Source organism: Tardiphaga sp. (assembly GCF_028290495.1).
GTDB lineage: Bacteria > Pseudomonadota > Alphaproteobacteria > Rhizobiales > Xanthobacteraceae > Tardiphaga.
In genome coordinates this window covers 1-24756 of sequence record NZ_JAQGJT010000154.1, presented here as the reverse complement: position 1 = coordinate 24756, position 24756 = coordinate 1, and the positions used below count along the sequence as shown (strand labels likewise).

The window sequence follows — 24756 nt, the reverse complement described above, 5'->3', positions numbered from 1 at the left end:
GCCAGTAAACTGCAACAGCAGCCAGGCGACGCACGAACAGCCGCCACAACGATCCGCCCATCACTATTCGTCAGGCCGCCGGTGACGTGTTGGGCTCGCACCATTTAGCCCATGCTTCCATCATCGCCCGCCGCTTCTCCAGAGCGTCACCGCGGCGATAAGCTTGCTCAGATTTATCGCCAATGACGTGAGCCAAGGCCGCTTCGGCCACTTCCCTTGGGAAAGAAGAAACATTCCCAGCCCAATCGCGGAAGCTTGATCGGAAGCCATGAACCGTTGCATCGGTCACCTTCATTCGCCGAAGCATCATTTCCATCGCCATGTTTGACAACGGCCGATCTGCCTTCTGTCCTGGAAACGCAATTTCGGAGCCAAGATTTAAAGGCCGCAGCCTCTCCAAGATGGCTACCGCTCGCCTCGATAGGGGCACGCGATGCTCGCGGCCAGCTTTCATGCGCTCTCCAGGGACAGTCCATACCTGATCCGCGAAATTGACCTCAGCCCACCGAAGTCCGAGGACTTCGCCAGACCGGGCTGACGTTAGGATGCAAAACTCTAGAGCCAATGCAGCGGTTGCGGCGCGCTGCCGCAGATCAACCATGAAAGCCGGAAGTCGCTCGTAGGGCATTGCCAAGTGGTGACCTCGGCTTAGCTTCGCTGGCTTTGGTAAAAGGTGGTCGAGGTGGCCTCGCCAGCGAGCAGGGTTCTCACGGTCCCGAAATCCTTTTGCCTTCGCTGCATCTAGGACCTTCTCGATTCGGCCACGAAGTCGGGAAGCCGTCTCGGGCTTTGTCAGCCAGATAGGCTTGAGAACGCTGAGCACATCGTCCGTGGATACCGCATCAACAGGCAATTTGCGCAAGGGCCCTGCGTACACCGTAAGCGTCATCGTCCATTGAGCGCGATGCTTGGCATTGCGAAATCCGGCCGAAAGTGATTCGCAGACCTGATCCGCCATTGCACCAAATGTGGGGGTCCCAGCGTCATTCTTGCGATCCCCAATCGGGTCTATCCCGTTTGCGATCTTCCGGCGTGCGTCAATCGCTCTATCCCGCGCATCTGCCAGCGAAACTGACGCCGCCCCGCCCAGACCCATTTCCCTGGCGCGTCCACGCCACGTAAAGCGCAATATCCACTTCTTAGAGCCGCTCTCTGACACGACGAGATACAGGTTGCCGCCATCGCTGTATTTGCCTGGTTTCGCTGCTGCGACTTTCCGTGCGGATAATGTGCTTGCCATGTTCCCTTTCGGTAGCCCCCAATTCGGTCCCCAAACATAACACGGATTGAGGCGGACGAAAGCGAACAAGGGCAATCACCGATAGAAAAATTTGCTTACATTTGCGGGGTTTATCTGAACATTGGTGCGCGACGGCGTACTCTTAGGGACCCAAGTTCGGCGGACCCCCTCTCCGCCACCTTTGCTTACACCCTTCATCGCCCTATAAAATCAATGAGTTAGCGTCGGAACAAAGCGAAGTGTCCCCACGGTGACCCTCATTGTGTCCCCCAATCTCGTGCCATCCAGATTGAGCCATTTGCGAAGGGGCCCGCATGATGCCCAGAGCGAAGCACTCGCGTCTCCAAACAGACTCTACCTCCTCTACGACCCGTGCCGATTGCTCGTGATGGGCGGTGCGGGTATGTTCGCTACAGGACAGACCGCGATCAGGACCGAGAATGCCCTACGTCCCCACATCAACAGTCGCTTCGATGAACGACGAACTCGTGGCGGCGGGAAGCGAGTTGGCAGGGAATGACGATGTCCTTCGTGGCGTCCTTGCGGGTTGTGGCGATTGCATCAAAATTCTGGACCTCGACGGTCGCCTCCAGTTCATGAGCGAAGGTGGCAAGCGCATCATGGAGGTCGATGACTTCGCGAAGCTCAAGGGCTGTCCATGGCCTGACTTCTGGGTGGGCGCGGGCAACATCGACGCGAGGAACGCCGTCGAGGTGGCCAAGGCAGGTGGCGTGGCGCACTTCAAGGGTGCCGCAAACACAGCGAAGGGTACGCCTCGATACTGGGACGTTCAGGTTTCGGCGATCCTGGGCAGTGACGATAAGCCGTCTCACCTTCTCTCTATCTCTCGCGATATCACGGACGAATGGCGGGCAGTGTCGGAGTTGAACGAGGCGATGGACCGCCAAGCGTTCTTGACCGCAGAGCTTCAGCACCGCATCAAGAACACGCTTGCCATGGTCGGAGCTATCGCGAACCAGACGATGCGAGGCGACGACGTGGATGCGGCAAGGGAAGCATTCTCGGCACGCCTGATGACCTTGAGCCACGCGCACGACATCCTGATCCAGACCAGTTGGTCCGACGCCCCCATCAAGGAGGTTGTGAACGGTGCCCTTGCCTCCCACCGCACGGGTCAGGGTCGCATCAGCGTAACTGGACCTGACATGGTGCTGCAGCCCAAGCAGGCGCTGGCTCTGGCTCTGGCAGTCCATGAACTGGCCACGAACGCGACGAAGTACGGTTCGCTTTCGGGGAAGGGCAGAGTGGAAATCACTTGGTCGGATGAGCTGACCGAAGGTGTGCCGGGCTTCCGTTTCAAGTGGGCCGAGAGCGGAGGTCCTGTTGTGACCGAGCCCCCTGCGGCGAAGAGGGGGTTTGGCTCGCGCCTCATCGAACGGATGCTCAGCAACGACTTCTCGGCGGAGGTACGTGTCTCGTACAAGCCCAGCGGTGTCGAGTGTGAGTTGGTCGCGCCCCTCTCCGTTCTCACCGCCCCTGCATTGCTGGTCGAGGTGGCGGCTGAGTAGCAGCACGACTCATTGAGCTGCAGCGGGCGATCGCTACGACATGATCCGGCGCTTGTAGTTGGAGGGGCAAGCGCGTCATTCATCGCTTCCGCGCTGCTCTCGGACGCCGGCAGCGTCCCCGCCAACGCCGTTTTAAAAATTGAGGTATTTCCTCTTAAATTCAGGGCGTATCGCATGCCGGCCACCGCCGCTTCGATGGCGCGGTTGATCCGGCTTCGCCATCGATGAAACCACTAGTCAGCTTCTATCCGCGGCTTTGAGCGGCGAGGGGGGGCCGGTCTGCCACCACCGGGCTTCGCCCGTTCTGGCGTATTGGTGCGGTTTTCCGCCACCATCATGCGCCAGCGGTCGAGGCGCTCCGCTTCAAGCTTGCCGTCGGCCACCGCGGCGCGGACGGCGCAGCCTGGCTCGTGGGCGTGGGTGCAATCGCGAAACTTGCAGAGTGGAGCGAGTTCGGTGATCTCTGCGAACAGCTCATCGATCCCGGAAGCGGCATCGCTGACATAGAGCGAGCGCATTCCCGGCGTGTCGATCACCCAGCCGCCGCCCGCGATGGCATGGAGCGAGCGCGAGGTGGTGGTATGGCGGCCTTTGGCATCTTGCTCCCGAATGCTTCCGGTTTTCTGCGGCAGTTCGTGCGACGGCCCCGCCAGCGCGTTGACCATGGTCGATTTACCGACCCCTGAAGAGCCGACCACCGCGACGGTCTGCCCGACACCGCACCAGCTATGCAGCGAGGTCGCGATATCTCCGGTGCGCGGATTGGAGATCACAACCGCCAGACCGCGCTGCAGTGCCGTCGCCTGTTCCAGGTAGAGCGCAGGATTTTCCGCAAGATCAGCCTTTGTCAGCACGATCACCGGTGTGATGCCGGCTTCATTGGCGAGCGCAAGATAGCGTTCCAGCCGGGCGACGTTGAAATCGGCATTGCAGGAGGTGACGATGAAGAGCGTGTCGATATTGGCGCCGGCAAGCTGCGGGGTTCGGCTGCCTTCGGTGCGCCGCTCCAGAACCGTCCGGCGGTTGAGGCGACGTTGCATCAAGAAGGATTCGGGGTCGGCCAGCACCCAGTCGCCGACAGTATAATCGCCGGTGTTGGTGTGAACAGGAAGCACCAGCTTGATCGGCCCGGTCCGGGACATGGCGGTCATGCGGGTGCGGTGGACGGTGGCGATACGCACCGGCAGGGCGCCTGCCTCATCAGGCAAAAGCTGATCGGCAAAGAAATCCGACCACCCCAGACCTGGAAGTGACAATGCGTGCGTGTCTTCAGACGGATCGCTCACCACGTTGTCCGGCAGCCCTGCGCATGACCCATCGCTTATCCTCCATCGGCTCGATGCCGATATGGATGCATGACGTGCTTTTGGCAAATGGCAAGGGGGGCTCGCCCTTGCACGCGGTTTGAAAGACACAGGACCGATCCGTGAGGACTTGGCCCTGCAACCGCATACCGTCCGCAAGGGCTGTTTGCGTGGCGGGTTATTCGTTGATGTCGCGCAGCCGCTGCCGGTTGCGGATCACGATCTGGCGGGCGCCGGAAAAGTCGAGCACGCCCTGGTCATGCAGCTGTGACAGCGCGCGCGAGACGGTTTCAAGCGTCAGCCCGAGGTAGTCGCCGATGTCGCGGCGGCACATCGGCAGCGCCACCATCGAGGATGCTTTGAGGCGGCGGTCCATCTCGAGCAGGAAGGCGGCGACGCGCTCCATCGCGGTCTTGCAGCCGAGCAGCAGCATGTGATCTTCGGCGTGGCGCAACTCGCCCGACGTGACGTTCCAGAGAATGCGCGACACCTGCACGTCGACCTTGGCGACATTCTCCAGGCTGCGGCGCTGGATCAGCCGCACTTCCGTCGAGCAAAGGGCTTCGGCGGTGGCGCGGTGTTTCGTGCCGTATTCGAGGCCGAAGACATCGCCGGCCAGATGAAAGGAGCCGATCTGGCGGCGGCCGTCGGAGAGCAGCTTGTAGGTCCGAACCGCGCCGTGAATGACCTGATAGACGTATTCGGCGGGCTCGTCCTCGCCGAAGATTTCCTCGTCCTTCTGGTAACGAAAGGAGGTCGCCACCATGCCGGCCAGACCCATCACGGTCGCAAACTGGTCGTCGGCGGGAGGTGGGCACATCGCCTTCGCAAAGAGCGCTTTGGTTTCGATCGTTGCGGCTGATTGGGAAAGCATGGCCATCTCCTCGTTGGATGGCCGTTTGTAGGTGTGTCGGAACGCGCCGGATATTTGGTCCGATATCTTAGGGGCAGGCCCTTAAGTACATGTACGGAGGTCGCCGGAGCGCAACTCGGGTATGGCGGCTGCCATCGGCAGGATATCCGTGATGTGGGCCACCAGGCTGTCTTCAAAAAGCGGCTTCAGCAGAACCTGCTGGATGCCGGCGGCGGCAGCCTTGAGGTAGATAGAATCATCGGGAAAGCCGGTGATGAGAATCACGGAGGTCGCGATGCCGCGGGCGCGCAGTTGTTCGGCGACCTGCAGGCCGTCGAGCTCCGGCATCTTGTAGTCAACCACGATGCAATCCGACGGATGCAGCACGGCCCAGTCCAGCATGGCGGCCCCGCTGCGGAACGTGCGTACCGCGAAATCATGGGTTTCCAGCAGGAACTGCAGCGAGCTGAGCACCGGAATGTCGTCGTCGAGGACCAGGACGGTCGGTTTGTGGTTGGCCGTTGCGGTCAATGCCAGTATCCCGAGCAAAGTTGAGCCGGAGATATAGCCCTTGCTGTCCAGCGCCGGTTGATCTGCCTCAATCTTCCAGAATGCCCGCGCGCACCGCGAACCGCACCAGTTCGGAAAGGCTGCGGGCCTGCATTTTCGTCATCACATTGGCCCGGTAGACCTCGATGGTGCGCGGGCTGATGTCATAGTCGCGAGCGATCAGCTTGTTGGAAAGTCCGGCAATCAGGCCGTCCATCACCTGCCGCTCGCGCTGGCTGAGGCTGGCGATGCGAGACGCCAGTTCGCTTACCACGCCCTTGCTCCGGGCGCTGTTTTCGCCGTGCTCAAGGGCGGTGCGGATCGATCCGATCAGCCGCTCGTCCTCGAACGGCTTTTCCAGGAAATCCTTGGCGCCGAGCTTGATCGCCTCCACCGCCAGCGGGATGTCGCCGTGGCCGGTCATGATGATGATGGGCAGATCCGGGCGGATGGTCTTCAGGCTTCGCAGCAGATCCATTCCGTTGACGCCGGGCATGCGGATGTCCGACACCACGCAGCCGAACGGCAGGCCTGACAGATGCTCCAGAAAGCTGGATGCCGCATCGAACAGCGTGACCGTGAAGCCCGCCGAATCGAGCAGGAATTCGAGCGAATCGCGCATCGCCGCATCGTCGTCGATGACGTAGACCGTGCCTTCAAGTGACATGCGTAGGGTCCTGGGGAGCTGCCGCGGGCAGGGTGAAGCGGAACGTGGCGCCGCCGGACGGATTGGTTTCGGCCGACATCTTGCCGCCATGCGCCTCGACGATCGACCGGCTGATCGACAGTCCGACGCCCATGCCGGTGGATTTGGTCGTGAAGAAGGTCTGGAACAGTTTTGAGGCGGTTTCTTCGCTGAACCCGTCGCCGGTGTCGGAGACGGCGATCTCGATCATGTCATCGGGCGCTGCCGAGTTGGTCACGGCAAGTTCCTGTCGCGGCGCGTTCTTCATCGCCTCCACGGCATTGCGGAACAGATTGACCAGCACCTGCTGGATCTGCACGCGATCGACCATCACGCGGTCGAACCGGGGATCGAGGTTGAAGTGCAGCATCACGCCCTGTTCACGGGATCCGGTGAGGCCGAGCGCGCCGGATTCCTCGACCAGCTTGGCGAGACTTTCCACCCGCTTCTCGGATTCGTCACGTGAGACGAAGTCGCGCAGCCTGCGGATGATTTGTCCCGCGCGCACGGCCTGCTCGGCAGCTTTATTCAGCGCATTCTGGATCTTCAGGCCGTTCGGGTCCGTGCTGGCTTCGAGCAGCCGGCGCGAGCCGTTCATATAATTGCTGATCGATGCCAGCGGCTGGTTCAACTCGTGGGCCAGCGCCGAGGCCATCTCGCCCATCGCCGTCAGGCGCGACATATGAATGAGCTCGGACTGCAGCTCCTGCAATTGCGCCTGGGTCTGCTGCTGCTCGGTGAGATCGCGGATGAAGCCGGTGAAGAAAAGCTCGCCGCCGGATTGCATCTCGCCGATCGACAGGTGCATCGGAAACGTCGTGCCGTCGCGGCGGCGGCCGGTGACGATGCGCCCGATGCCGATGATGTGCCGCTCGTGCGTCGTTTCATAACGCTTCAGGTAGCCGTCATGGCGGGTACGATCCGGGTCCGGCATCAGGCTGCTGACGTTCTGGCCGATGGCTTCGCGACCGGTGGTGCCGAACATCCGTTCCGCCGCCGAGCTGAAGGACTGGATCACACCGGCCTTGTCGATCACGATCATGGCGTCGGGCACGGTGTCCAGGATCGAGCGCAAATGCGCCTCCCGGGTCCGCAGCGTCTCTTCCAGCCGCTTCTGTTCATCAATGTCGAGCACCACACCGCCGAGGTGGGACGGCTTGCCATCCTTACCGGTCGTAATGCCGCCTTTGACACGAATCCAGTGCTGCCCGGTGGCCGGCCGGATGATCCGGTACTCCATATCGAAAGGGCCGCCGGTCTCGGTGCAGCGTTGTAGGGCGAGTTCGGTGCGCTCCCGGTCCGGCGGTTCAAGCACCGACAGAAAGCGCGCAAGATCCAGCGGCTCGGATGCCGAGAGGCCAAAAAGGCCGCGGGTGATGGAGGACCAGGTCAACTGCCGTGTAGACAGGTCGAGCTCCCATGTGCCGATCCCGGACATGTCGTAGCCGCGCTGCATATTGTCACCCGGTAACTGCGCCTGGCGCTGCGAATCTACGCTGTCGTCCACGGCTTCCCCTCGCTTCCGCAGCGTTTCTAACATGTTCCCTTGGCCGACCGAAACATGAAGGTCCGCGGCAGGCAAGCCGCAACGAGGCGCCGTGGCGTCGTTTTCTTGACCCTGATCAAAACAGGCTTGCCCCGTTGTGTTGAAATGCCGGCATCGGGGCGAATTCGCGCAAGGATGCGCGGGGGCTTGTTCTTCAAAGCGCATGGGGCCGTCTCTTGTACCAGTTTCTCGAACAGACCGCCGGCGACAACATGACCAGCACGGTCCAGACCGTGACAAGTGGCTTGACGATGCGTGAGCTCGGCAAGCTGTTCGAGCGGGACAATTTCAACACCTATCCGGTGCAGGAAAACGGTCATGTCGTGGGACTGGTCTCGAAATTCGATCTGCTGACCTGCTTCGCCTTCACGCCGGACCACATGGTGCCGCATTACGACGAGTTGATGCAGCGCACCGTCGCCGACGTCATGACCACGGAATTCATTTACGTAGGCAAGGACACCAAGCTGACGCGCGTCCTTCAGCTGATGGTGGATCACCGCATTCGAAGCATGCCGGTGATCGAGGCGGATCGAAGGCTTTCCGGGATCATTTCGCGCGAAGATGTCATGCGCGTATTGGCGCGCTGCGCGCTCGTGTCCGACTGAATCACCGATCGCTCTCGGCTGGAAGCAAGAGGAGACCATCGTGGCTATCAAGGACATCCTGTTGCCGTTGATCGGCGAGGCCACCCCAGCCGCGATTGAAAAGTGCGTGGCGATGGCGGTGGACATCGAGGCCCGCATCTCCGCCGTTGCGATTGAGACCGAGGTCGATGGCGGGGGGGGGAGGCGTGCGCCCCTGGGTACTGGTTTCCAAGGTCGCACTGATCGACCCGCCGCGAACGAAGCGTTCCTGCGCGCGCATCGTGTGAATTGACGCAGCCACTGGTGGCGTTTTCCGACGAGTGATCGCCGACAAGCGTCTCTGAACCACCGAAGCTTCAATCATCGAAATTTCTTGGCGCCGCCCGTCCAAGTTTGACCTCAATCAAATCACCCGCAGCCGGGCCGTGGTTGAAGTCGCTATGCCACGAGGGAAAATTGCGATGCAGCCTAACAACAACGTCAAGTGGATGACTTTCGGCGAGTCGGGACTGGCTGCGCTGTTCGCCGCAGCGGTGTTCCTTTGCCTTATTGCCGCCGCCAAAGCGGAGGATGCGCCGTTCGCCTTCCACGCCTCGCTGGCGGGCATCGCAAGCGTTGCTTCCGTTTTCGCGATCTTCAATCGCTATTTCGAACGCTCATCGCTGCCGCCGCAGGAAATCAACGGACACCCCAACTATAATTTCGGTCCGATCAAGTTCGCATCGTTCATGGCGATGTTCTGGGGCATCGCCGGCTTCACCGTCGGATTGCTGATCGCGCTGCAGCTGGCATGGCCAGCGCTGAATTTCGATCTGCCCTGGACCAGCTTCGGTCGGCTGCGCCCGCTGCACACCTCCGCGGTGGTCTTCGCCTTCGGCGGCAACGTGCTGCTGGCAACGTCGTTTTACGTGGTGCAGAAGACCTGCCGGGTCCGGCTGGCCGGCGATCTGTCGCCCTGGTTCGTCATCCTCGGCTATAATTTCTTCATCCTGATCGCGGGCACCGGCTATCTGCTCGGCGTGACGCAGTCCAAGGAATATGCCGAGCCGGAGTGGTACGCCGATCTGTGGCTGACTATCGTCTGGGTGACCTACCTGCTGGTGTTTGTGGCGACGCTGGTCAAGCGCAAGGAACCGCACATCTTCGTTGCCAACTGGTTCTACCTTGCCTTCATCGTCACCATCGCCGTGCTGCATCTCGGCAACAATCCCGCGCTGCCGGTTTCGTTCTTCGGCTCGAAGTCCTACGTCGCCTGGGGCGGTGTGCAGGATGCGATGTTCCAGTGGTGGTATGGTCACAATGCGGTCGGCTTCTTTCTAACCGCCGGCTTCCTCGCCATCATGTACTACTTCATTCCGAAGCGTGCGGAGCGGCCGGTCTATTCCTATCGGCTGTCGATCGTGCATTTCTGGGCGATCATCTTCCTGTACATCTGGGCTGGCCCGCATCACCTCCACTACACGGCGTTGCCGGACTGGGCGCAGACGCTCGGCATGACGTTCTCGATCATGCTGTGGATGCCCTCCTGGGGCGGCATGATCAACGGCCTGATGACGCTGTCGGGCGCCTGGGACAAGCTCCGTACCGATCCGGTGCTGCGCATGCTGGTGGTATCGGTCGCCTTCTACGGCATGGCCACCTTCGAAGGCCCGCTGATGTCGATCAAGGTCGTGAACTCGCTCAGCCACTACACCGACTGGACCATCGGCCACGTGCATTCCGGCGCGCTGGGCTGGGTCGGCTTCGTCTCGTTCGGCGCACTGTATTGCCTGGTGCCGTGGATCTGGCAGCGCAAGGAGCTTTACAGCCTGAGACTGGTGAGCTGGCACTTCTGGATCGCGACACTCGGCATCGTGCTCTACATCTCGTCGATGTGGGTGTCCGGCATCCTGCAGGGGCTGATGTGGCGCGCCTACACCTCGCTGGGCTTCCTCGAATATTCCTTCATCGAAAGCGTCGAGGCGATGCATCCGTTCTACGCCATCCGCGCGCTCGGCGGCGGGCTGTTCCTGATCGGCGCGCTGATCATGGCCTACAATCTGTGGATGACCGTGCGCGTAGGTGAAGCTCAATCCGAAGTGCCGTTGTCGGTCGGCGCCTCCCTGCAAGCGGCCGAGTAAGGAACTAATCGATGTCATTCTGGAGCCGACACCAACTTTTCGAGAAGAACTCGATCGCCCTGATCGTGGGCATCCTTCTGGTGATCGCCATCGGCGGTCTCGTCGAAATCACGCCGCTGTTCTATCTCAAGAGCACGATCGAGGTCGTCGATGGCGTGCGCCCCTACACGCCGCTGGAGCTGACCGGGCGTAACGTCTACGTCCGCGAAGGCTGCTATCTCTGTCATTCGCAGATGATTCGGCCGTTGCGCGACGAGGTCGAGCGTTACGGGCACTTTTCGCTCGCCGCCGAGAGCATGTACGATCACCCGTTCCAGTGGGGCTCCAAGCGCACCGGGCCGGATCTGGCCCGCGTCGGTGCGAAGTATTCGGATGAGTGGCACGTCACGCATCTGAGCAACCCGCGCGACATCGTTCCGCAGTCGGTGATGCCGGGATACAAGTTCCTCGCCAGCACGCCGGTCAACTTGGAACAGATCGCGGATCACCTGCGCACCAACCGCGCCATTGGCGTGCCCTATTCAGACGACCAGATTCTCAACGCCGTCGCCGATACCAAGGCGCAGGCCGATCCCGACAGTGCCGAGGCCGACGCTTTCGCCAAGCGCTATCCCAAGGCGGTGGCGCGAAACTTCGACGGCAAGCCCGGGCTTCCCACCGAAATGGATGCGCTGGTCGCCTATCTGCAGATGCTGGGCACGCTCGTCGATTTCAAACTTTACAACGAAAAAGCAAACCTCCGCTGAGGAGACGCATATGCGCGCGATACTGACTGTTCAAAACTTCGCTTCGGATTTTGTCGTCTCGGTGTGGACGCCGCTGTTCGTTGGAATCTTTATTGCCATCGTGGCTTACGCCCTCTGGCCCCGCAACAAGGCGATGTTTGATGCAGCGGCACGCCTGCCGCTGCAGGAGGATTGACCGCATCATGTCTCACCATGACGAAAACTTCGACGCCGTCACCGGCAAGACCACGACCGGCCATTCCTGGGACGGCATCAAGGAACTGAATACGCCGTTGCCCCGCTGGTGGGTCCTGACCTTCTATGCGTGCATCGTGTGGGCGTTCGGCTACTGGATCGTCTATCCGGCATGGCCGCTGGTCTGGAGCTATACGACCGGCGTTGCGCAATACTCGTCGCGCGCCGATGTCGCGGTCGAGCTTGCCAGACTGGAAAAGATCCGCGGTGACAAGATGGTGACGCTCGGGGCCGCGCCGCTGGCGGACATCGAGAAGGATCCCGCTCTGCTGGCGCTGGCCCGCGCCCGTGGCAAGGCGGTGTTCGGTGACAATTGCGCGCCGTGCCACGGCAGTGGCGCGGCCGGCGCAAAGGGCTATCCGAACCTGAACGACGACGACTGGCTGTGGGGCGGTTCGCTCGACCAGATCCAGAAGACGATCCAGTTCGGCGCTCGCTCCGGCCATGCCGAAGCGCATGAGGGCGCGATGCTCGCCTTCGGTCGCGATGGGACGCTGAAGAAGCCCGAGATCGTCACGGTGGCCAATTACGTTCGCGCGCTGGCGGGGCTGCCGGCGGCTGCCAAGTATGACGCCGCCGCGGGGCAGAAGCTGTTCGCGGACAATTGCGCTTCCTGCCACGGCGATGCCGGCAAGGGTAACCCGGAGATGGGCGCGCCCAACCTGACCGACAAGATCTGGCTGTATGGTTCCGACGAAGCCACCCTGATCGAAACCGTTACCAATGGTCGCAACGGCGTGATGCCTGCCTGGGTCGGCCGGCTTGATCCCGCCACCATCAAGGCGCTGACGGTCTACGTGCATTCGCTCGGCGGTGGCCAATAGGCCACCGCAGGCTTCTGCCCTCAGGTTGAGGTGGATCAATCAGGTCTCGGGATTTGGAATTAGGGTCATTTCAGTACGAGAGATGCCCCTATGAACAAGCCCATCAAAGCAGCGGAAATGGATCCGGACGACTACGGTCCCCTCTATGCCCCCCACAAGAAGATCTACCCCCAGGCGGTGCACGGCCGGTTTCGCCGCATCAAATGGGGGCTGATGGCGTTCTGCCTCGGCGTCTACTATTTGCTGCCTTTCGTTCGCTGGGATCGCGGCATCGGTGCGCCCAGCCAGGCGGTGCTGATCGATATCCCCAACAGCCGCTTCTATTTCTTTTTCATCGAGCTGTGGCCGCAGGAAGTCTATTACTTCACCGGGCTGTTGATCCTCGCTGCGCTGTCGCTGTTCCTGATGAACGCCGTCGGTGGCCGGATCTGGTGCGGCTATCTGTGCCCGCAGACGGTGTGGACCGATCTGTTCTACGCGGTGGAGCGCCTCGTTGAGGGCGACCGTCGCGAGCGCATGAAAAAGGATGCCGACACGGACAAGGGCGGCCTGAAGCTGCAGCGCTTCGCCGAAATCCTGATGAAGCATTCGATCTGGCTGATGATCGCGTGGTGGACCGGCGGCGCATGGGTGCTGTATTTCAACGATGCGCCGACGCTGGTGAAGGAACTTGTCACCTTCCAGGGGCCGATGCTGGCCTATATCTGGATCGCCATCCTCACCGGGACCACCTATCTGCTGGCCGGTTTCGCGCGCGAGCAGGTCTGCGTCTATATGTGCCCGTGGCCGCGCATCCAGGCGGCGCTGACCGACGAATGGGCGCTCAACGTCACCTATAAATATGACCGCGGCGAGGTCCGGACTTCGCTGAAGAAGGCCACTGAGCTTCGCGCGGCAGGCCAGCCTGCCGGCGATTGCGTGGATTGCCAGCAATGCGTGGTGGTGTGCCCCGTGGGCATCGACATCCGCAACGGTTCGCAGATGGACTGCATCCAGTGCGGGCTGTGCATCGACGCCTGCGACAATGTCATGACCCGGATCGGCCGGCCGACGCGCCTGATCGGCTACGACAACGACATCAACATCCAGCGCCGTGAGGCCGGCAAGTCCGAGATCTACCGCATCGTGCGGCCGCGCACGATCGCCTATGTGGCGATCATCGCTGTCGTCAGCAGCATCATGCTGTATGCGCTGCTCACCCGTTCGATGCTCGACGTCAACGTGCTGCACGACCGCAACCCGATCGCGGTGCGGCTCAGCGACGGCTCGATCCGCAATGCCTATACGGTCCGGCTGCTCAACAAGCGCAATGTGGACCGCGTCGTCGGCATCGACGTCGAAGGTCCCGTCAACGCCGTCATCCACGTGGTTGGCGTCGACTCGGTGACGGCGGGTCGGCCGAGCATCGTCCTCGGGCGCGACCGCACCACCGAATTGCGGGTGCTGGTGACGGCGCCTGCGACCAGCAATACCGAAAAATCAATTCCGCTGAAAATGCGGGTGACCGATCAGGAGCTCGGCGAGGTCGCCACGGCCACTGACAATTTTGTTGCACCATGAGTTTCCCGAGGACCATTGCATGACCACCTCCACCGTGAAGCCGCTGACCGGCCGCACCGTTCTGATCTGCTTGATCGCATTCTTCGGCGTTATCATCGGGGTCAACATCACGCTGGCCAAGCTGGCGATTGATTCGCTGCCGGGGACCGAAGTGGACAGCGCCTACGGCGCCAGCCTCGCTTATGAAGGCGAGATCACCGCGGCGCGAGAGCAGGCCGCGCGCGGCTGGAAGGTGAATGCCCATGTCGCGCGCGACGCCGACGGCCGCGCCGAGGTCCGCGTCGAAGCGCGCGACCGCAATGGCGCGCCGGTTCAGGGATTGAGCTTCACGAGCCGCCTGGAGCGTCCCGCCGACCGCCGCGGCGATCGCCCGGTCCAACTCGCCGAGGCCGGCACCGCGACGTATCGCGGCGATGTCACGGCGCTGGCGCCCGGCCTGTGGGATCTGGTGCTGGAAGGCGATGTCGGTGGCAAGCGTCTGTTCCTGTCCAAGAACCGCATCGTGCTGAATTAGGAATATCCCATGCAAGCCACGCGCGACTTCTCGCATTACATCCGGGATCTGGAGTCCGGTCTGTCGCATATCGACCTCGCGGTGGAGGGCGTCAGTTGCGCCGGCTGCATGGCCAAGATCGAGCGCGGCCTGTCGGCGATGCCGGACGTCACGCTGGCGCGGGTCAATCTCACCGACAAGCGCATCGCGCTGGAGTGGAAGCGAGGCGCGCTGGACCCTGCGCGCTTCATCGATCGCCTGGCTGAACTTGGCTACAAGGCCTATCCGTTCGAGACCGTGCGTGCCGAAGCGGTCGAGACCGCGCAGTCCAGGTTCCTGATGCGCTGCCTGGGCGTCGCGGCTTTCGCCACCATGAATGTGATGATGCTGTCGGTGCCGGTATGGTCCGGCAGCGTCGGTGACATGATGCCGGAGCAGCGCGATTTCTTTCACTGGCTGTCGGCGTTCATCGCTTTGCCGGCGGCGGCCTATGCCGGGCAGCCGTTCTTCATCTCCGCGTTCCGCGCGCTGCGCGCGCGTACCACCAATATGGACGTGCCGATCAGCATCGGCGTGATCACCGCTCTGACGATGTCGGTGGTGGAAACCATCCATCACGCCGAACATGCCTATTTCGACGCGGCCATCATGCTGCTGACCTTCCTGCTGTTCGGCCGTTATCTCGACCAGAACATGCGCCGCCGTACCCGCGCCGTCGCTGGCAACCTTGCGGCGCTGAAGGCGGAGACGGCGACCAGGTTCATTTCCGACATGGAGATCCGCGATGTGCCGGTGGCGGCGCTGTCTCCCGGCGACATCGTGCTGGTGCGCCCGGGTGAGCGCTGCGCAGTCGACGGCACGGTGATCGAGGGGCGCTCCGAGATCGACCAGAGCCTCATCACCGGCGAGACGCTGTATGCGCCGGCCGAGCGTGGCACGGCGGTCTACGCCGGCACCATGAATATTTCAGGCACGCTGCGGATTCGCGTTTCCGCCGCGTCTGAAGGCACGCTGCTGGCGGAAATCACGCGGCTGCTCGACCATGCGCTGCAGGCCCGCTCGCGCTACGTCATGCTGGCGGACCGCGCCTCGCGGCTCTATGCGCCGGTGGTGCATGCGGCGGCCTTGCTGACCATGTTCGGCTGGGTGCTGGCCGGGGCGAACTGGCACGATTCGATTGTCACCGCGGTCGCTGTGCTGATCATCACCTGCCCCTGCGCGCTGGGTCTGGCGATTCCCACCGTGCAGACGGTGGCGGCCGGCGCCATGTTCCGTGCCGGCGTGCTGCTGAATTCCGGCGACGCCATCGAACGCACCGCGGCCGTCGATCATATCGTGTTCGACAAGACCGGCACGTTGACGATGCCGGATCTCGACCTCACCAACGGTGCGCTGGTTCCGCCGGACATGCTGGAGCTCGCCGGCCGGCTGGCGATGGCCAGCCATCATCCCGTGGCGGCCGCGGTGGCCCGCGCCTCCGGCGCAAAGTCGCCGTTGAAGGGCATCGTGGAAGAGCCCGGCCAGGGCGTGTACGGCGTCGTCGATGGCGTGGAAGTCAGGCTCGGCCGTCCGTCGTTCTGCGACGCGGACGACATGGCCAATGAAATTCTCAGCGGCGATCCGGAAATGTCTGCCGTCGCGTTCCGCCATGGCGACGCCCGCTATGTTTTTGCGGTCCGCCAGCAACTCCGCCCCGATGCGCCGGCCATGGTGGCGGCGCTGCAACGGCGCGGCATCGCGGTGGAAATTCTGTCGGGAGACCGCGAGCCGGCGGTCGCTGCCGCTGCCGCCAGCCTCGATATCGCGCAGTGGCGCGCGGGCGTCACACCTGCCGAGAAGATCGCACGCATCAGCGAACTCAAGGCGCAGGGCATCAAGGTGATGATGGTCGGCGACGGGCTCAATGACGCGCCGGCACTGGCGGCAGCGCATGTGTCGATGTCGCCGATCTCGGCCGCGCATCTCAGCCAGGCCACTGCCGATCTCGTGTTCCTCGGCAAGCCATTGGCGCCGGTCGTCGCGGCGATCGACTATTCCCGCAAGGCGCTTGATATCATGCAGCAGAACCTGTGGCTCGCCGTGATCTACAACGCGCTGGCGGTGCCGGTCGCGATCGCCGGATTCGTGACGCCGCTGATTGCCGCGGTGGCGATGTCGGGATCGTCGATCCTGGTGATGCTCAACGCGGTGCGTGCCCGCCGCGTGAAGGACCGTTCCTGATGGAAGTTCTCGTCATTCTCGTTCCGCTGGCACTGGCGCTCGGGCTGGTCGGCCTCGGCGGCTTCCTGTGGTCGTTGAAAAGCGGTCAGTATGACGATCTTGAGGGGGCTGCCTGGAGGGCCATCTCCGACGACGAACCGGCCGCCGCGCCGGCCCGTCCGGTCGATCGATCGTAACTACACGTACCGGCGTACATTGACCTCTTCGAGGTCCAGCCCCTGCTCGATCTCGTGCAGCACCGAATCGTGGATTTCGCCGCTGCGATGCATCCGCAGCAATTCGGCGCGGCCGGCGGCGTTCGCGGCCAGCACCGCGTTGTAGTGATCGACGCGGTGCGGCATCAGCGTTTCGGATTCCTCGGAGAAGCGTTTCGCGGCGTTGACGCGGTAGCTGTACTGCTCCATCAGCCGCGGGTGGCGATGGCTGCCGTCAGGATTGAGCGATTCTGCCTCCAGCGCTGCGAACTGCGCCGTGGCGACCCGGGCGCGGGCCTGCGCTTCCGTCAGTTGTGACGTCTGTACCAGGGAGAAATCGCCCTTCACCAGCAGCCGTACCAAAGGCGCCAGCGTGGTGCCCTGCACCAGCACGGTGACCAGGATCACGGCGAAGGTGACGGCAAGGATGAAATCGCGGCCGGGAAATCCCTCCGGCAGCGACAGGGCGATCGCCAGACTCACCACGCCGCGCAATCCGGCCCAGCTCATGATGAACGGCACCGCCAGCGGCGGCGAGGGGTCTCTCGCGCGCAGCGACGTGGACATCATGCGCGGCAGATAGGTCCCGGGAAAAATCCAGACGAACCGCGCCACGATCACCGCGCCGACGATCGCCGCGGTCGCCGGCAGCAGCGCCAGCATCGCGTCCGTCCCGCCGAGCCGCGTGAGGATGCCCCTGAGCGACAGCCCGATCAGGATGAACACCAGCGATTCCAGCGCGAACACCACGGCGCCCCATACCGCCAGCGCCCTGGTGCGCGTCGCAGCCCCGATGATCTCGTGCTGTTTCCAGCCCAGGATGATGCCGCAGGCGACCGTCGAGAGTACGCCGGAAACGCCGAGCTTTTCTGCCGCGATGTAGGAGATCCAGGCGTTGAGGAAGGTCCAGATGATGATCAGGTCGATGTCGCGCATCCGCTTGATGACGAAGATCGTGACAATGGCGAAGGCGACCCCCAGGGCAATGCCGCCGATCGCCAGCCACGCAAAGGTGAGCGAGGCCTCGCCGATCGAGAAGCTGCCGGTGAGGGCCGCGGCGACGGCGAAGCGGAACAGCACCAGGCCGGAGGCGTCGTTGACCAGGCTCTCGCCCTCCAGCAGCACGATTACCCGCCGCGGCAGCGGCACCGACGATAGCACCGCCTTCGCGGCCACCGAATCCGGCGGCGAGACGATGGCGCCGAGAGCGAAACACGCCGCCCATGGCAACGAGGGCATCACCATATGGGTGACGACGCCGACCACCAGCGTGGTGAAGAATACCGCGCCGACGGCGAGCTGCAGGATGATGCGGATATCGGCGCGAAAATCCCGCCACGAGGTGAACCACGCGCTCGACATCAAGAGCGGCGGCAGGAACAGCACCAGTACCAGGTCGGGATCGATCTCGAACTCCGGCGCGCCGGGGATCAGCGCAAAGCCGATCCCGCCCAGGATCAGCGCGGCCGCTCGCGGTAAATTCAGTCGCCGCGCGACAATGTCGAGCACCACGATCACCGCCATCAGCAGCAGGATCAGCTCAAATCGGGCAACGGCGCTCATGCAGGCCTGCTATTTGCGAGGAACGGTAACGCCGTGATGCGACGCGTCGTCATCGCTTCTTGCAAATATGCGACATGCTGTACAGGTTGCCGCAGAAGCCGCGCGGTCGCGCCCGCGATGAAGGTGGCCAGGCTACGCCCGCACACTTTCTCCCAGGTAATTGATTGCCGCCGTCACTCCGCCTTTGCCGTGCGGGATGCCGAGCGCCTGCAGGGCCATCTCGATCACGCCGAGGGTTCCGAGGATCATCGGTGCATTGACGTGGCCCATATGGGCGATGCGGAACGCCTGGCCCGAGAGGTCGCCGATGCCGACGCCGAGAATCACACCGCAATTGTTCTTGCAATAGGCCAAGAGCGGCGCCGGGTCGGCCATCGTCACGGTGGTCACGGTGTTGGAGCGCTCGGCGGGTTCCTCGATGTTGAAAGCGAGCACGCCGCCCTCCGACCATGCCGCCACCGCTCGGCGCACGGCTTCGGCCAGCAATTGATGGCGGCGGAAGACGTTCGGCAGCTTCTCGTCGAACAGCATGTTGAGTGCTTCGCGCTGCGCGAACAACAGATGCACGGGGGCCGTGCCGGAATATTTGTTGTAGTGCTCCGGCCCGCCGCGCGCGGTCCAGTCCCAGTAGGGCGTGCGCAGACCGGCGGTCTGATGCACTTTCTGCGCGCGGTCGTTGGCGACGACGAAGCCCAGTCCGGGCGGCGCCATCAGCCCCTTCTGCGAGCCGGACATCGCGACATCGATGCCCCACGCATCCATTTCGAACGGCATGCAGGCGAGCGACGCTACCGCATCGACCATGAACAGCGCCGGATGGCCGGCGGCTTTGATGGCGCGGCCGATCGCTTCAATGTCGTTATAGGCGCCGGACGCCGTATCGACCTGCACCGCCAGCACCGCCTTGATCTCGTGTGCGGTGTCGGCGCGCAGCCGGGCTTCGACTTCGGCGGGGCGGATGGCGCGGCGCCAGTCGCCCTTCAGCCCTTCGACGTCGACGCCCATATCGCGCGCGACCTGGCCCCAGCCGACCGCGAAGCGGCCGCTCTCCAGCACCAGGATCTTGTCGCCGCGCGACAGCACGTTGGTGAGCGTCGCCTCCCAGGCGCCGTGGCCATTGGCGATGTAGATGTAGGACTGCGCGGTCGTGCCGAACAATCGGCTGAGGTCGGCCAGCAGGCTGGCGGTCAGTGCAACCATCTGCTCCGAATAGATATCGAGCGCCGGGCGATGCATCGCGCGCAGCACTTCGTCGGGCATCGTAGTGGGACCGGGGATGGCGAGAAACTCACGCCCTGCACGAACAACCATGTATGATTCCTTGCTGTCGAAGCGAGGCTGCCTTGTGCCACGCAAGCGGCGCGGAATCAAAGCAGGCTATTTCTTCAGCGCCGCGGCGATCGCGGCAAAGATCTGGTCCTTGATCTCGGTCGCCGGCGGCGACGGGATGGTGACCGCCGGGTCGTTGCGCTTTTGACAGGCGACGACGAGGCGAAAGATCCACACTTCGCCATCGGTGTAATACGTGTCGCCGCCGCCATTGCGGCCGGCCATGGTCGGGCCGATCCCGGTGACCTGGTATTTCGCCTCGACCATGCTGGCAGCGCGCAGGTCGTCGAACATCACGCTGCGCTCGGCATCGATATCGGGCGCGATGTGATGGGTGATCGCGCCGGTGTAGTCGCTGATGCCGACGCTGCGGTCGAAGGTGGCGTCACCGAGCCAGACCGGACGGTCCTCGTCGCCTTTGTCGAGCACCTTCCAGAACCGCACATGGTGGCGATGGTCGGCGCTGTTGCCGACCGGCTTCTCGAACGCCAGATCCTCGCGGCGGCCGAGATAGATCAGCGGGCTGACCGGCGCATCGCGATAGGGGCGGTCGAGCAGCACGCTGCCGGCGATCTCGAGCGAGGAGCGCCAGGTCACGGCATCGGCGGGGTACCAGCCGGCGGCCTGCATCGCGCACAGCACATCGGCGCGCTCGCCGATCAGCCCGACATTGATGGGGTCGCCCGGAATGCCCTGCGCGGTCATCGTGGTCATCGGCATCCCGGCCAGCCGCTTCTGCCGGTCGTGATGCGTCCAGAACGTCGGCAGCAGCAGATAGGCGGTGACGCCGTACAACGCGAGCAGCATCACCGTAAGTCGTAATGTACGATTCACCCGCCCGAGGCCGCGCCTGGGGCGATGTTGATCCTGTTGTGGTTCGTTCAATTGCTGCGGCCTTGCCATCTCGTCAGCGAGAGTCGCACGCGGCCGGGCCTATGTCATCGCCGTGTTTCGCGACAGCCGGCGGCTTCGGCTTCTTCCTTGGAGCAGAACCAGCGCGTGCCCTTAGAGACCTTCATGCTGATCTTGGCGTACCAGCGACTCGCCGGCGTGTGATAGATGCAGACTCCGGCGCGGTTGACGTTGCCCTTGATGGTGCAGTCCGGCGATGGCGCCGCGGCGCCGGAGGCCGAGGCGAGCAGGATCGCCAGCGCGCTTTCCGGCGGCTTGGTCGCGCCGAGGATCGCCGTCTTCTTGTTGCGCACGCGCCAGTCCCACGGCGCGATGAAGGCGCCGGCCCACAGCCCGGCACGGGCGTCGCGCGCGACCTTTTCGTCAGCACTATAGGCTTGCGAGAACCGTATAAAGGCCAGTGCCCAGCCGTTCTTGACCATCCATTGCGAGACATCGTCGCCACCGATCTCGCACTTGGCGACCGAACGGCCGAAGCGGTCGGTACGCAGCACGTGGCAGGTCCATTCCTTGTCGCCGGCAAATTTCGCCAGCGCTTCATGCGCCGCCACACCACAGGTCCAGCGTTCGCCCGAAGCGTTGAGGCAAAGCTGGTCGTTGGACGGCGCGTCGATGCCGGCCAAGCGGATCCGGGTCGATCCGAACGCGACCTGGTCGCCGTCTCGGATTTTCGGCACGCCGGTGACATCGGCGGCCTGCGCCAGCGCAGGCCATAGCAGCGCCAGAACGAGACAGACTTTTTGCAGCATGCAGTGTCACCGGTTCAATGCGTCGGACAGGTGCTGCAACACTGCGTGTATTCAGCTGCTCGCGCCAGCGCAGGCGGCCACGGCGCACTTCAACTTCGCGCGAGAATGCTTCGAGGACCGACGGAATTGTCAGGTCGCGTTCCCGGAATGGAACCCCTGTGCGCTTGGGTACATGTGATGCGCGATCGGTAACGCTGTCTTGAAGGGCCGCGGGTACCGGTTGCCGAACTCACTCCTGGTGGGGTAAAGAAATTGCTGCGGTGCCGCAAATTAATCGCAATAGTTGTCGAAAACCCTGGCACTCTTTCAAACCTCAATCGACGTCGACGCGACCCATGCGGGCGCGAGCGATGACCGGAAATGATGTTATGAACGTTTTGCAGATGCGCCTGTCCCGCCGAACGATCACCACCGCCGCGGCTTTCGTCGGGCTGGTGTCGCTGGCGATCGGCGCCCATGCCGCGCTCAACAAGCGCTCGCTCGACGCCGCAACCGCTGCCGCCGTGCTTGAGAACAACTCCACCGGCAAGCATGCCCGCCTCGCTCTGGTGATCGGTAACGGCCACTATCCCGACGCCGCCACGCCGCTGACCCAGCCGATCAACGATGCGCGGGCGCTGACCAGCGCACTGCGCCGCGACGGCTTCGAGGTTGACGTCGTCGAGGATGCGACCAGGGAAGACATGGCCCGCGCGGTCGATCGCCTCAAGGCGAAGATCCGTCCGGAATCGGTGGTGATGCTGTATTTCGGCGGCTTCGGCGTTCAGGTCGGGCGCCAGAGCTACCTTTTGCCGGTCGATGCCGCGATCTGGAAAGAGGCGGATATCCGCCGCGACGGCACCAGCGTCGAGGCGCTGCTTGATGTCATGAAGGAGCGCGGCGCCCATGCCCGCCTCGCCGTGATCGATGCCTCGCGCCGCAATCCCTATGAGCGCCGCTTCCGCGGCTATTCGCGCGGCCTGGCCCCGATCGCGGCGCCGGACAACGCGCTGATCCTGTCTTCGGCGACGCCCGGCAAGGTCACCGACGACGCCGAGGGGCCGACCAGCCTGCTGGTCACCGAACTGCTGAAGAACCTGAACGGCGCACCGACCGGCGAAGCCAGGCCCGCCGGCGCCGAAGCCGTGTTTACCCAAACCCGCCTCGCGGTCACCCGCGTTTCCAATGGCGAGCAGGTTCCCGTGGTGTCGTCCTCGCTGGTCGAAGACCTCCCGCTCGGCACCGCCCCGGCCGCCGCGAAGGCCGGCAGCTAAACCAGAGCATTCGTCAGTTGAGTTGAGGCTTGTCCAACGTGACGGCCCCTGAGCCGTCATTGCAAGGAGCCCTTGCGACGAAGCAATCCAGTCTTGCTTCGCTTGTGGCCTTGGATTGCCGCGGAGAGCAAAAGGACACGCCCGCGACAACGGCTCTGCCGCCGCCCTCAATTCACCGCAGTGAAGAACCGCGCCATGCGGAAACCCGACAGCCAGTTGCTGACCGGCTGGTTGCGGACGCCCAGATCCCAGGAGCCGACGATGGCATCGACGCGGCCGACCAGATTGTCCATTGGGAGCAGGCCTACGCCGCCTGATCGCACGGGGACGCGGCTGTCGGCAGAGTTGTCGCGGTTGTCGCCCATCACGAACAGATGGTCGGCGGGCACGGTGACTTCCGCGGTATTGTCGAGCCGTCCGTTGTCGAACAGCTTGAAGATCGGATGCGACACGCCGTCAGGCAGCGTCTCGACATAGCGCCGTGCCGGCTCCGAGCCCCCATTGTCGTCTTCCGCAGCACCCAGACCGTCGGGCTTGATGGTGGTCGCCACGCCGTTGATCCAGACCACGCCGCCGCGCAGCTCGATACGGTCACCAGGCAGGCCGATAACGCGCTTGACCCAGACCTGCGAGCGGTCGCCGGGCCAGCGAAACACCACGACATCGCCGCGCTTCGGCGTCGCCGCCAGCACACGGCCGGTCTCCGGTAGCGAGACATGGATCGGCAGTGATGCCGTCGAATAACCGTAGGGAAACTTGGTCGCCAGCAGCGCGTCGCCGATCAGGAGAGTCGGCTCCATCGAGGCCGAAGGCACGTAGAACGGCTCGGCCAGCGCGCCCTTGGCGATGAACACGATGCCGACGATGGCGGCGATCTGAGCCAGTTGTACGGACCAACGCCTGGCGTTCGCCGCGAAGGTGGAAGGAGGTGTGACGATGTCGCTCACTAGCCTGTTCCTCCAATGGTGATCTTGTCCATGCGCAGCGTCGGCTGGCCGACGCCGACCGGCACGCCCTGGCCGTGCTTGCCGCAGGTTCCGATGCCGTCATCCAGCGCGAGATCGTTGCCGATCATGCTGATGCGGTGCAGATCGGTCGGGCCATTGCCGATCAGCATCGCGCCTTTCAGCGGCGCACCGATCTTGCCGTTCTCGATCTTGTAGGCCTCGGTGCACTGGAACACGTATTTGCCGGAGGTGATGTCGACCTGGCCGCCGCCGAAATTGGCGGCGTAGATGCCGTTCTTCACCGAGGCCAGGATTTCGGCGGGGTCGCGCTGGCCCGCCAGCATGTAGGTGTTGGTCATCCGCGGCATCGGCACATGGGCATAGCTCTGGCGCCGGCCGTTGCCGGTCGGCTTCATGTTCATCAGCCGGGCGTTCTGGCGGTCCTGCATGTAGCCGACCAAAATGCCGTCCTCGATCAGCACGGTGCGGTTGGTCGGCGTGCCCTCGTCATCAATGGACAAGGAGCCGCGGCGCGCGGCCATGGTGCCGTCATCGACCACGGTGACGCCCTTGGCCGCGACCTGCTTGCCCATCAACCCTGCAAAAGCCGAAGTCTGCTTGCGGTTGAAATCGCCCTCCAGCCCATGGCCGACGGCTTCATGCAGCATCACGCCGGGCCAGCCGGCGCCCAGCACCACGTCCATTTCGCCGGCCGGGGCCGGCACCGATTCCAGATTGACCAGCGCCTCGCGGATGGCGCCGTCGGCGGCTTCCCGCCACGCCTTGGTCTCGATGAAGCGGGCATAGCCCTCGCGGCCGCCATAGCCCTTGCTGCCGCTTTCCTGACGGTCGCCTTGGCCTGCGACCACCGAAATATTGACCCGCACCAGCGGGCGGATGTCGCGGTAGCTCTCGCCGTCGGGGCGGAGGATTTCGACCACCTGCCAGGTGGCGGAAAGGCTGGCGGTGACCTGCCGCACCCGCGGATCCTTGTCGCGGACATAGGCGTCGATCTCGGCCAGCAGCTTGACCTTGCTTTCAAAACCCGGCGCTTCCAGCGGATTGTCGTCGCTATAGAGTTTTGCATTGGTGTGCGCGGGCGCCGCGGCCAGCGCCCCCGAATAGCCGCCGCGGACGGCTGAAACCGCATCCGCCGCGCGGATCAGCGCCGGCAACGAGACGTCGGTGGAATGCGCATAGCCGACCGCGTCGTCCTTGACCGCGCGCAAGCCAAACCCCTGCGAGGTGTCATAGGTCGCCTGCTTCAGCCGGCCATTGTCGAACATCAGCGCTTCGGTCTGGCCATATTCCAGAAACAG

24 protein-coding genes are annotated in these 24756 nt (G+C 63.4%); 12 read left to right on the top strand and 12 right to left on the bottom strand.

Going from position 1 to position 24756, the window contains the following annotated elements:
- Nucleotides 1-70: 70 nt before the first annotated feature.
- Complete coding sequence (locus JWQ24_RS22965) at nt 71-1240, bottom strand: site-specific integrase (RefSeq protein ID WP_299812932.1); 1170 nt, start codon at nt 1238-1240, stop codon at nt 71-73.
- Between the two features lie 473 nt (nt 1241-1713).
- Here JWQ24_RS22965 and JWQ24_RS22960 point away from each other — a divergent pair, with 473 nt between their 5' ends.
- Entirely contained in the window at nt 1714-2769 is a 1056-nt protein-coding gene (locus JWQ24_RS22960; RefSeq protein WP_299812929.1) for a PAS domain-containing sensor histidine kinase, read from the top strand.
- Between the two features lie 233 nt (nt 2770-3002).
- Here JWQ24_RS22960 and rsgA read toward each other — a convergent pair whose 3' ends face one another.
- From rsgA to fixL, 5 genes are all read right to left on the bottom strand, one after another.
- Nucleotides 3003-4058, bottom strand: a complete 1056-nt coding sequence (gene rsgA / locus JWQ24_RS22955) for a ribosome small subunit-dependent GTPase A (RefSeq protein ID WP_299812926.1) — start codon at nt 4056-4058, stop codon at nt 3003-3005.
- 193 nt (nt 4059-4251) lie between these two features.
- The gene (locus JWQ24_RS22950; protein ID WP_299812952.1) at nt 4252-4893 is read right to left on the bottom strand and encodes a helix-turn-helix domain-containing protein; all 642 of its coding nucleotides are present in this window, start codon (nt 4891-4893) and stop codon (nt 4252-4254) included.
- A 135-nt stretch (nt 4894-5028) separates the two neighbouring features.
- A complete protein-coding gene (locus JWQ24_RS22945) occupies nt 5029-5457 on the bottom strand; it encodes a response regulator (RefSeq protein ID WP_299812923.1) in 429 nt (142 codons plus the stop codon).
- Nucleotides 5458-5524: 67 nt separating this feature from the next.
- On the bottom strand, nt 5525-6142 hold the full coding sequence (gene fixJ, locus JWQ24_RS22940; RefSeq protein ID WP_299812920.1) for a response regulator FixJ: 618 nt from the start codon (nt 6140-6142) through the stop codon (nt 5525-5527).
- A complete protein-coding gene (gene fixL / locus JWQ24_RS22935) occupies nt 6132-7616 on the bottom strand; it encodes a sensor protein FixL (protein ID WP_299812949.1) in 1485 nt (494 codons plus the stop codon). The genes fixJ and fixL overlap by 11 nt, the downstream gene beginning before the upstream one ends.
- Before the next feature lie 266 nt (nt 7617-7882).
- On the opposite strand from fixL, the gene JWQ24_RS22930 reads away from it, so the two are divergent.
- From JWQ24_RS22930 to ccoS, 10 genes are all read left to right on the top strand, one after another.
- Nucleotides 7883-8314, top strand: coding sequence for a CBS domain-containing protein (locus JWQ24_RS22930; RefSeq protein WP_299812918.1), 432 nt, complete (start codon nt 7883-7885; stop codon nt 8312-8314).
- Between the two features lie 40 nt (nt 8315-8354).
- The gene (locus JWQ24_RS22925) at nt 8355-8585 is read left to right on the top strand and encodes a hypothetical protein (protein WP_299812915.1); all 231 of its coding nucleotides are present in this window, start codon (nt 8355-8357) and stop codon (nt 8583-8585) included.
- 196 nt (nt 8586-8781) lie between these two features.
- Nucleotides 8782-10413 (top strand): cytochrome-c oxidase, cbb3-type subunit I, encoded by a 1632-nt coding sequence (ccoN, locus tag JWQ24_RS22920; RefSeq protein WP_299812946.1) that lies wholly within the window; start codon nt 8782-8784, stop codon nt 10411-10413.
- Between the two features lie 11 nt (nt 10414-10424).
- Nucleotides 10425-11159, top strand: coding sequence for a cytochrome-c oxidase, cbb3-type subunit II (ccoO, locus tag JWQ24_RS22915; RefSeq protein ID WP_299812912.1), 735 nt, complete (start codon nt 10425-10427; stop codon nt 11157-11159).
- 10 nt (nt 11160-11169) lie between these two features.
- A complete protein-coding gene (locus JWQ24_RS22910) occupies nt 11170-11334 on the top strand; it encodes a cbb3-type cytochrome c oxidase subunit 3 (protein WP_299812909.1) in 165 nt (54 codons plus the stop codon).
- 7 nt (nt 11335-11341) lie between these two features.
- Nucleotides 11342-12217 carry a cytochrome-c oxidase, cbb3-type subunit III gene (gene ccoP, locus JWQ24_RS22905; RefSeq protein ID WP_299812906.1) on the top strand — a complete coding sequence of 292 codons (876 nt, stop codon included), beginning with the start codon at nt 11342-11344 and terminating at the stop codon, nt 12215-12217.
- Between the two features lie 90 nt (nt 12218-12307).
- On the top strand, nt 12308-13777 hold the full coding sequence (ccoG, locus tag JWQ24_RS22900) for a cytochrome c oxidase accessory protein CcoG (RefSeq protein ID WP_299812903.1): 1470 nt from the start codon (nt 12308-12310) through the stop codon (nt 13775-13777).
- Nucleotides 13778-13796: 19 nt separating this feature from the next.
- Nucleotides 13797-14291, top strand: coding sequence for a FixH family protein (locus JWQ24_RS22895; RefSeq protein WP_299812900.1), 495 nt, complete (start codon nt 13797-13799; stop codon nt 14289-14291).
- 9 nt (nt 14292-14300) lie between these two features.
- Nucleotides 14301-16490: a cation-translocating P-type ATPase gene (locus tag JWQ24_RS22890; RefSeq protein ID WP_299812897.1), complete on the top strand. Its 2190-nt coding sequence runs from the start codon at nt 14301-14303 to the stop codon at nt 16488-16490.
- Nucleotides 16490-16666 carry a cbb3-type cytochrome oxidase assembly protein CcoS gene (gene ccoS / locus JWQ24_RS22885; RefSeq protein ID WP_299812894.1) on the top strand — a complete coding sequence of 59 codons (177 nt, stop codon included), beginning with the start codon at nt 16490-16492 and terminating at the stop codon, nt 16664-16666. Before JWQ24_RS22890 ends, ccoS begins: the two co-directional genes overlap by 1 nt.
- Here the strand turns inward: ccoS and JWQ24_RS22880 are convergent, their stop codons facing one another.
- The 4 genes from JWQ24_RS22880 to JWQ24_RS22865 all read right to left on the bottom strand — a co-directional run bounded on the left by JWQ24_RS22880 (nt 16667) and on the right by JWQ24_RS22865 (nt 21237).
- The gene (locus JWQ24_RS22880) at nt 16667-18247 is read right to left on the bottom strand and encodes a Na+/H+ antiporter (protein ID WP_299812891.1); all 1581 of its coding nucleotides are present in this window, start codon (nt 18245-18247) and stop codon (nt 16667-16669) included.
- 132 nt (nt 18248-18379) lie between these two features.
- Nucleotides 18380-19558 carry an aminotransferase class V-fold PLP-dependent enzyme gene (locus tag JWQ24_RS22875; RefSeq protein ID WP_299812888.1) on the bottom strand — a complete coding sequence of 393 codons (1179 nt, stop codon included), beginning with the start codon at nt 19556-19558 and terminating at the stop codon, nt 18380-18382.
- Nucleotides 19559-19624: 66 nt separating this feature from the next.
- Nucleotides 19625-20383 carry an LssY C-terminal domain-containing protein gene (locus tag JWQ24_RS22870; RefSeq protein ID WP_299812885.1) on the bottom strand — a complete coding sequence of 253 codons (759 nt, stop codon included), beginning with the start codon at nt 20381-20383 and terminating at the stop codon, nt 19625-19627.
- 131 nt (nt 20384-20514) lie between these two features.
- Entirely contained in the window at nt 20515-21237 is a 723-nt protein-coding gene (locus JWQ24_RS22865; protein WP_299812882.1) for a thermonuclease family protein, read from the bottom strand.
- A gap of 368 nt (nt 21238-21605) precedes the next feature.
- On the opposite strand from JWQ24_RS22865, the gene JWQ24_RS22860 reads away from it, so the two are divergent.
- On the top strand, nt 21606-22490 hold the full coding sequence (locus JWQ24_RS22860; RefSeq protein WP_299812879.1) for a caspase family protein: 885 nt from the start codon (nt 21606-21608) through the stop codon (nt 22488-22490).
- A gap of 167 nt (nt 22491-22657) precedes the next feature.
- Here the strand turns inward: JWQ24_RS22860 and lepB are convergent, their stop codons facing one another.
- Both lepB and tldD read right to left on the bottom strand, forming a co-directional pair.
- Entirely contained in the window at nt 22658-23428 is a 771-nt protein-coding gene (gene lepB, locus JWQ24_RS22855) for a signal peptidase I (RefSeq protein ID WP_299812943.1), read from the bottom strand.
- An 8-nt stretch (nt 23429-23436) separates the two neighbouring features.
- Nucleotides 23437-24756: metalloprotease TldD (tldD, locus tag JWQ24_RS22850; protein ID WP_299812877.1), on the bottom strand; the 1320-nt coding region annotated here is incomplete at its 5' end.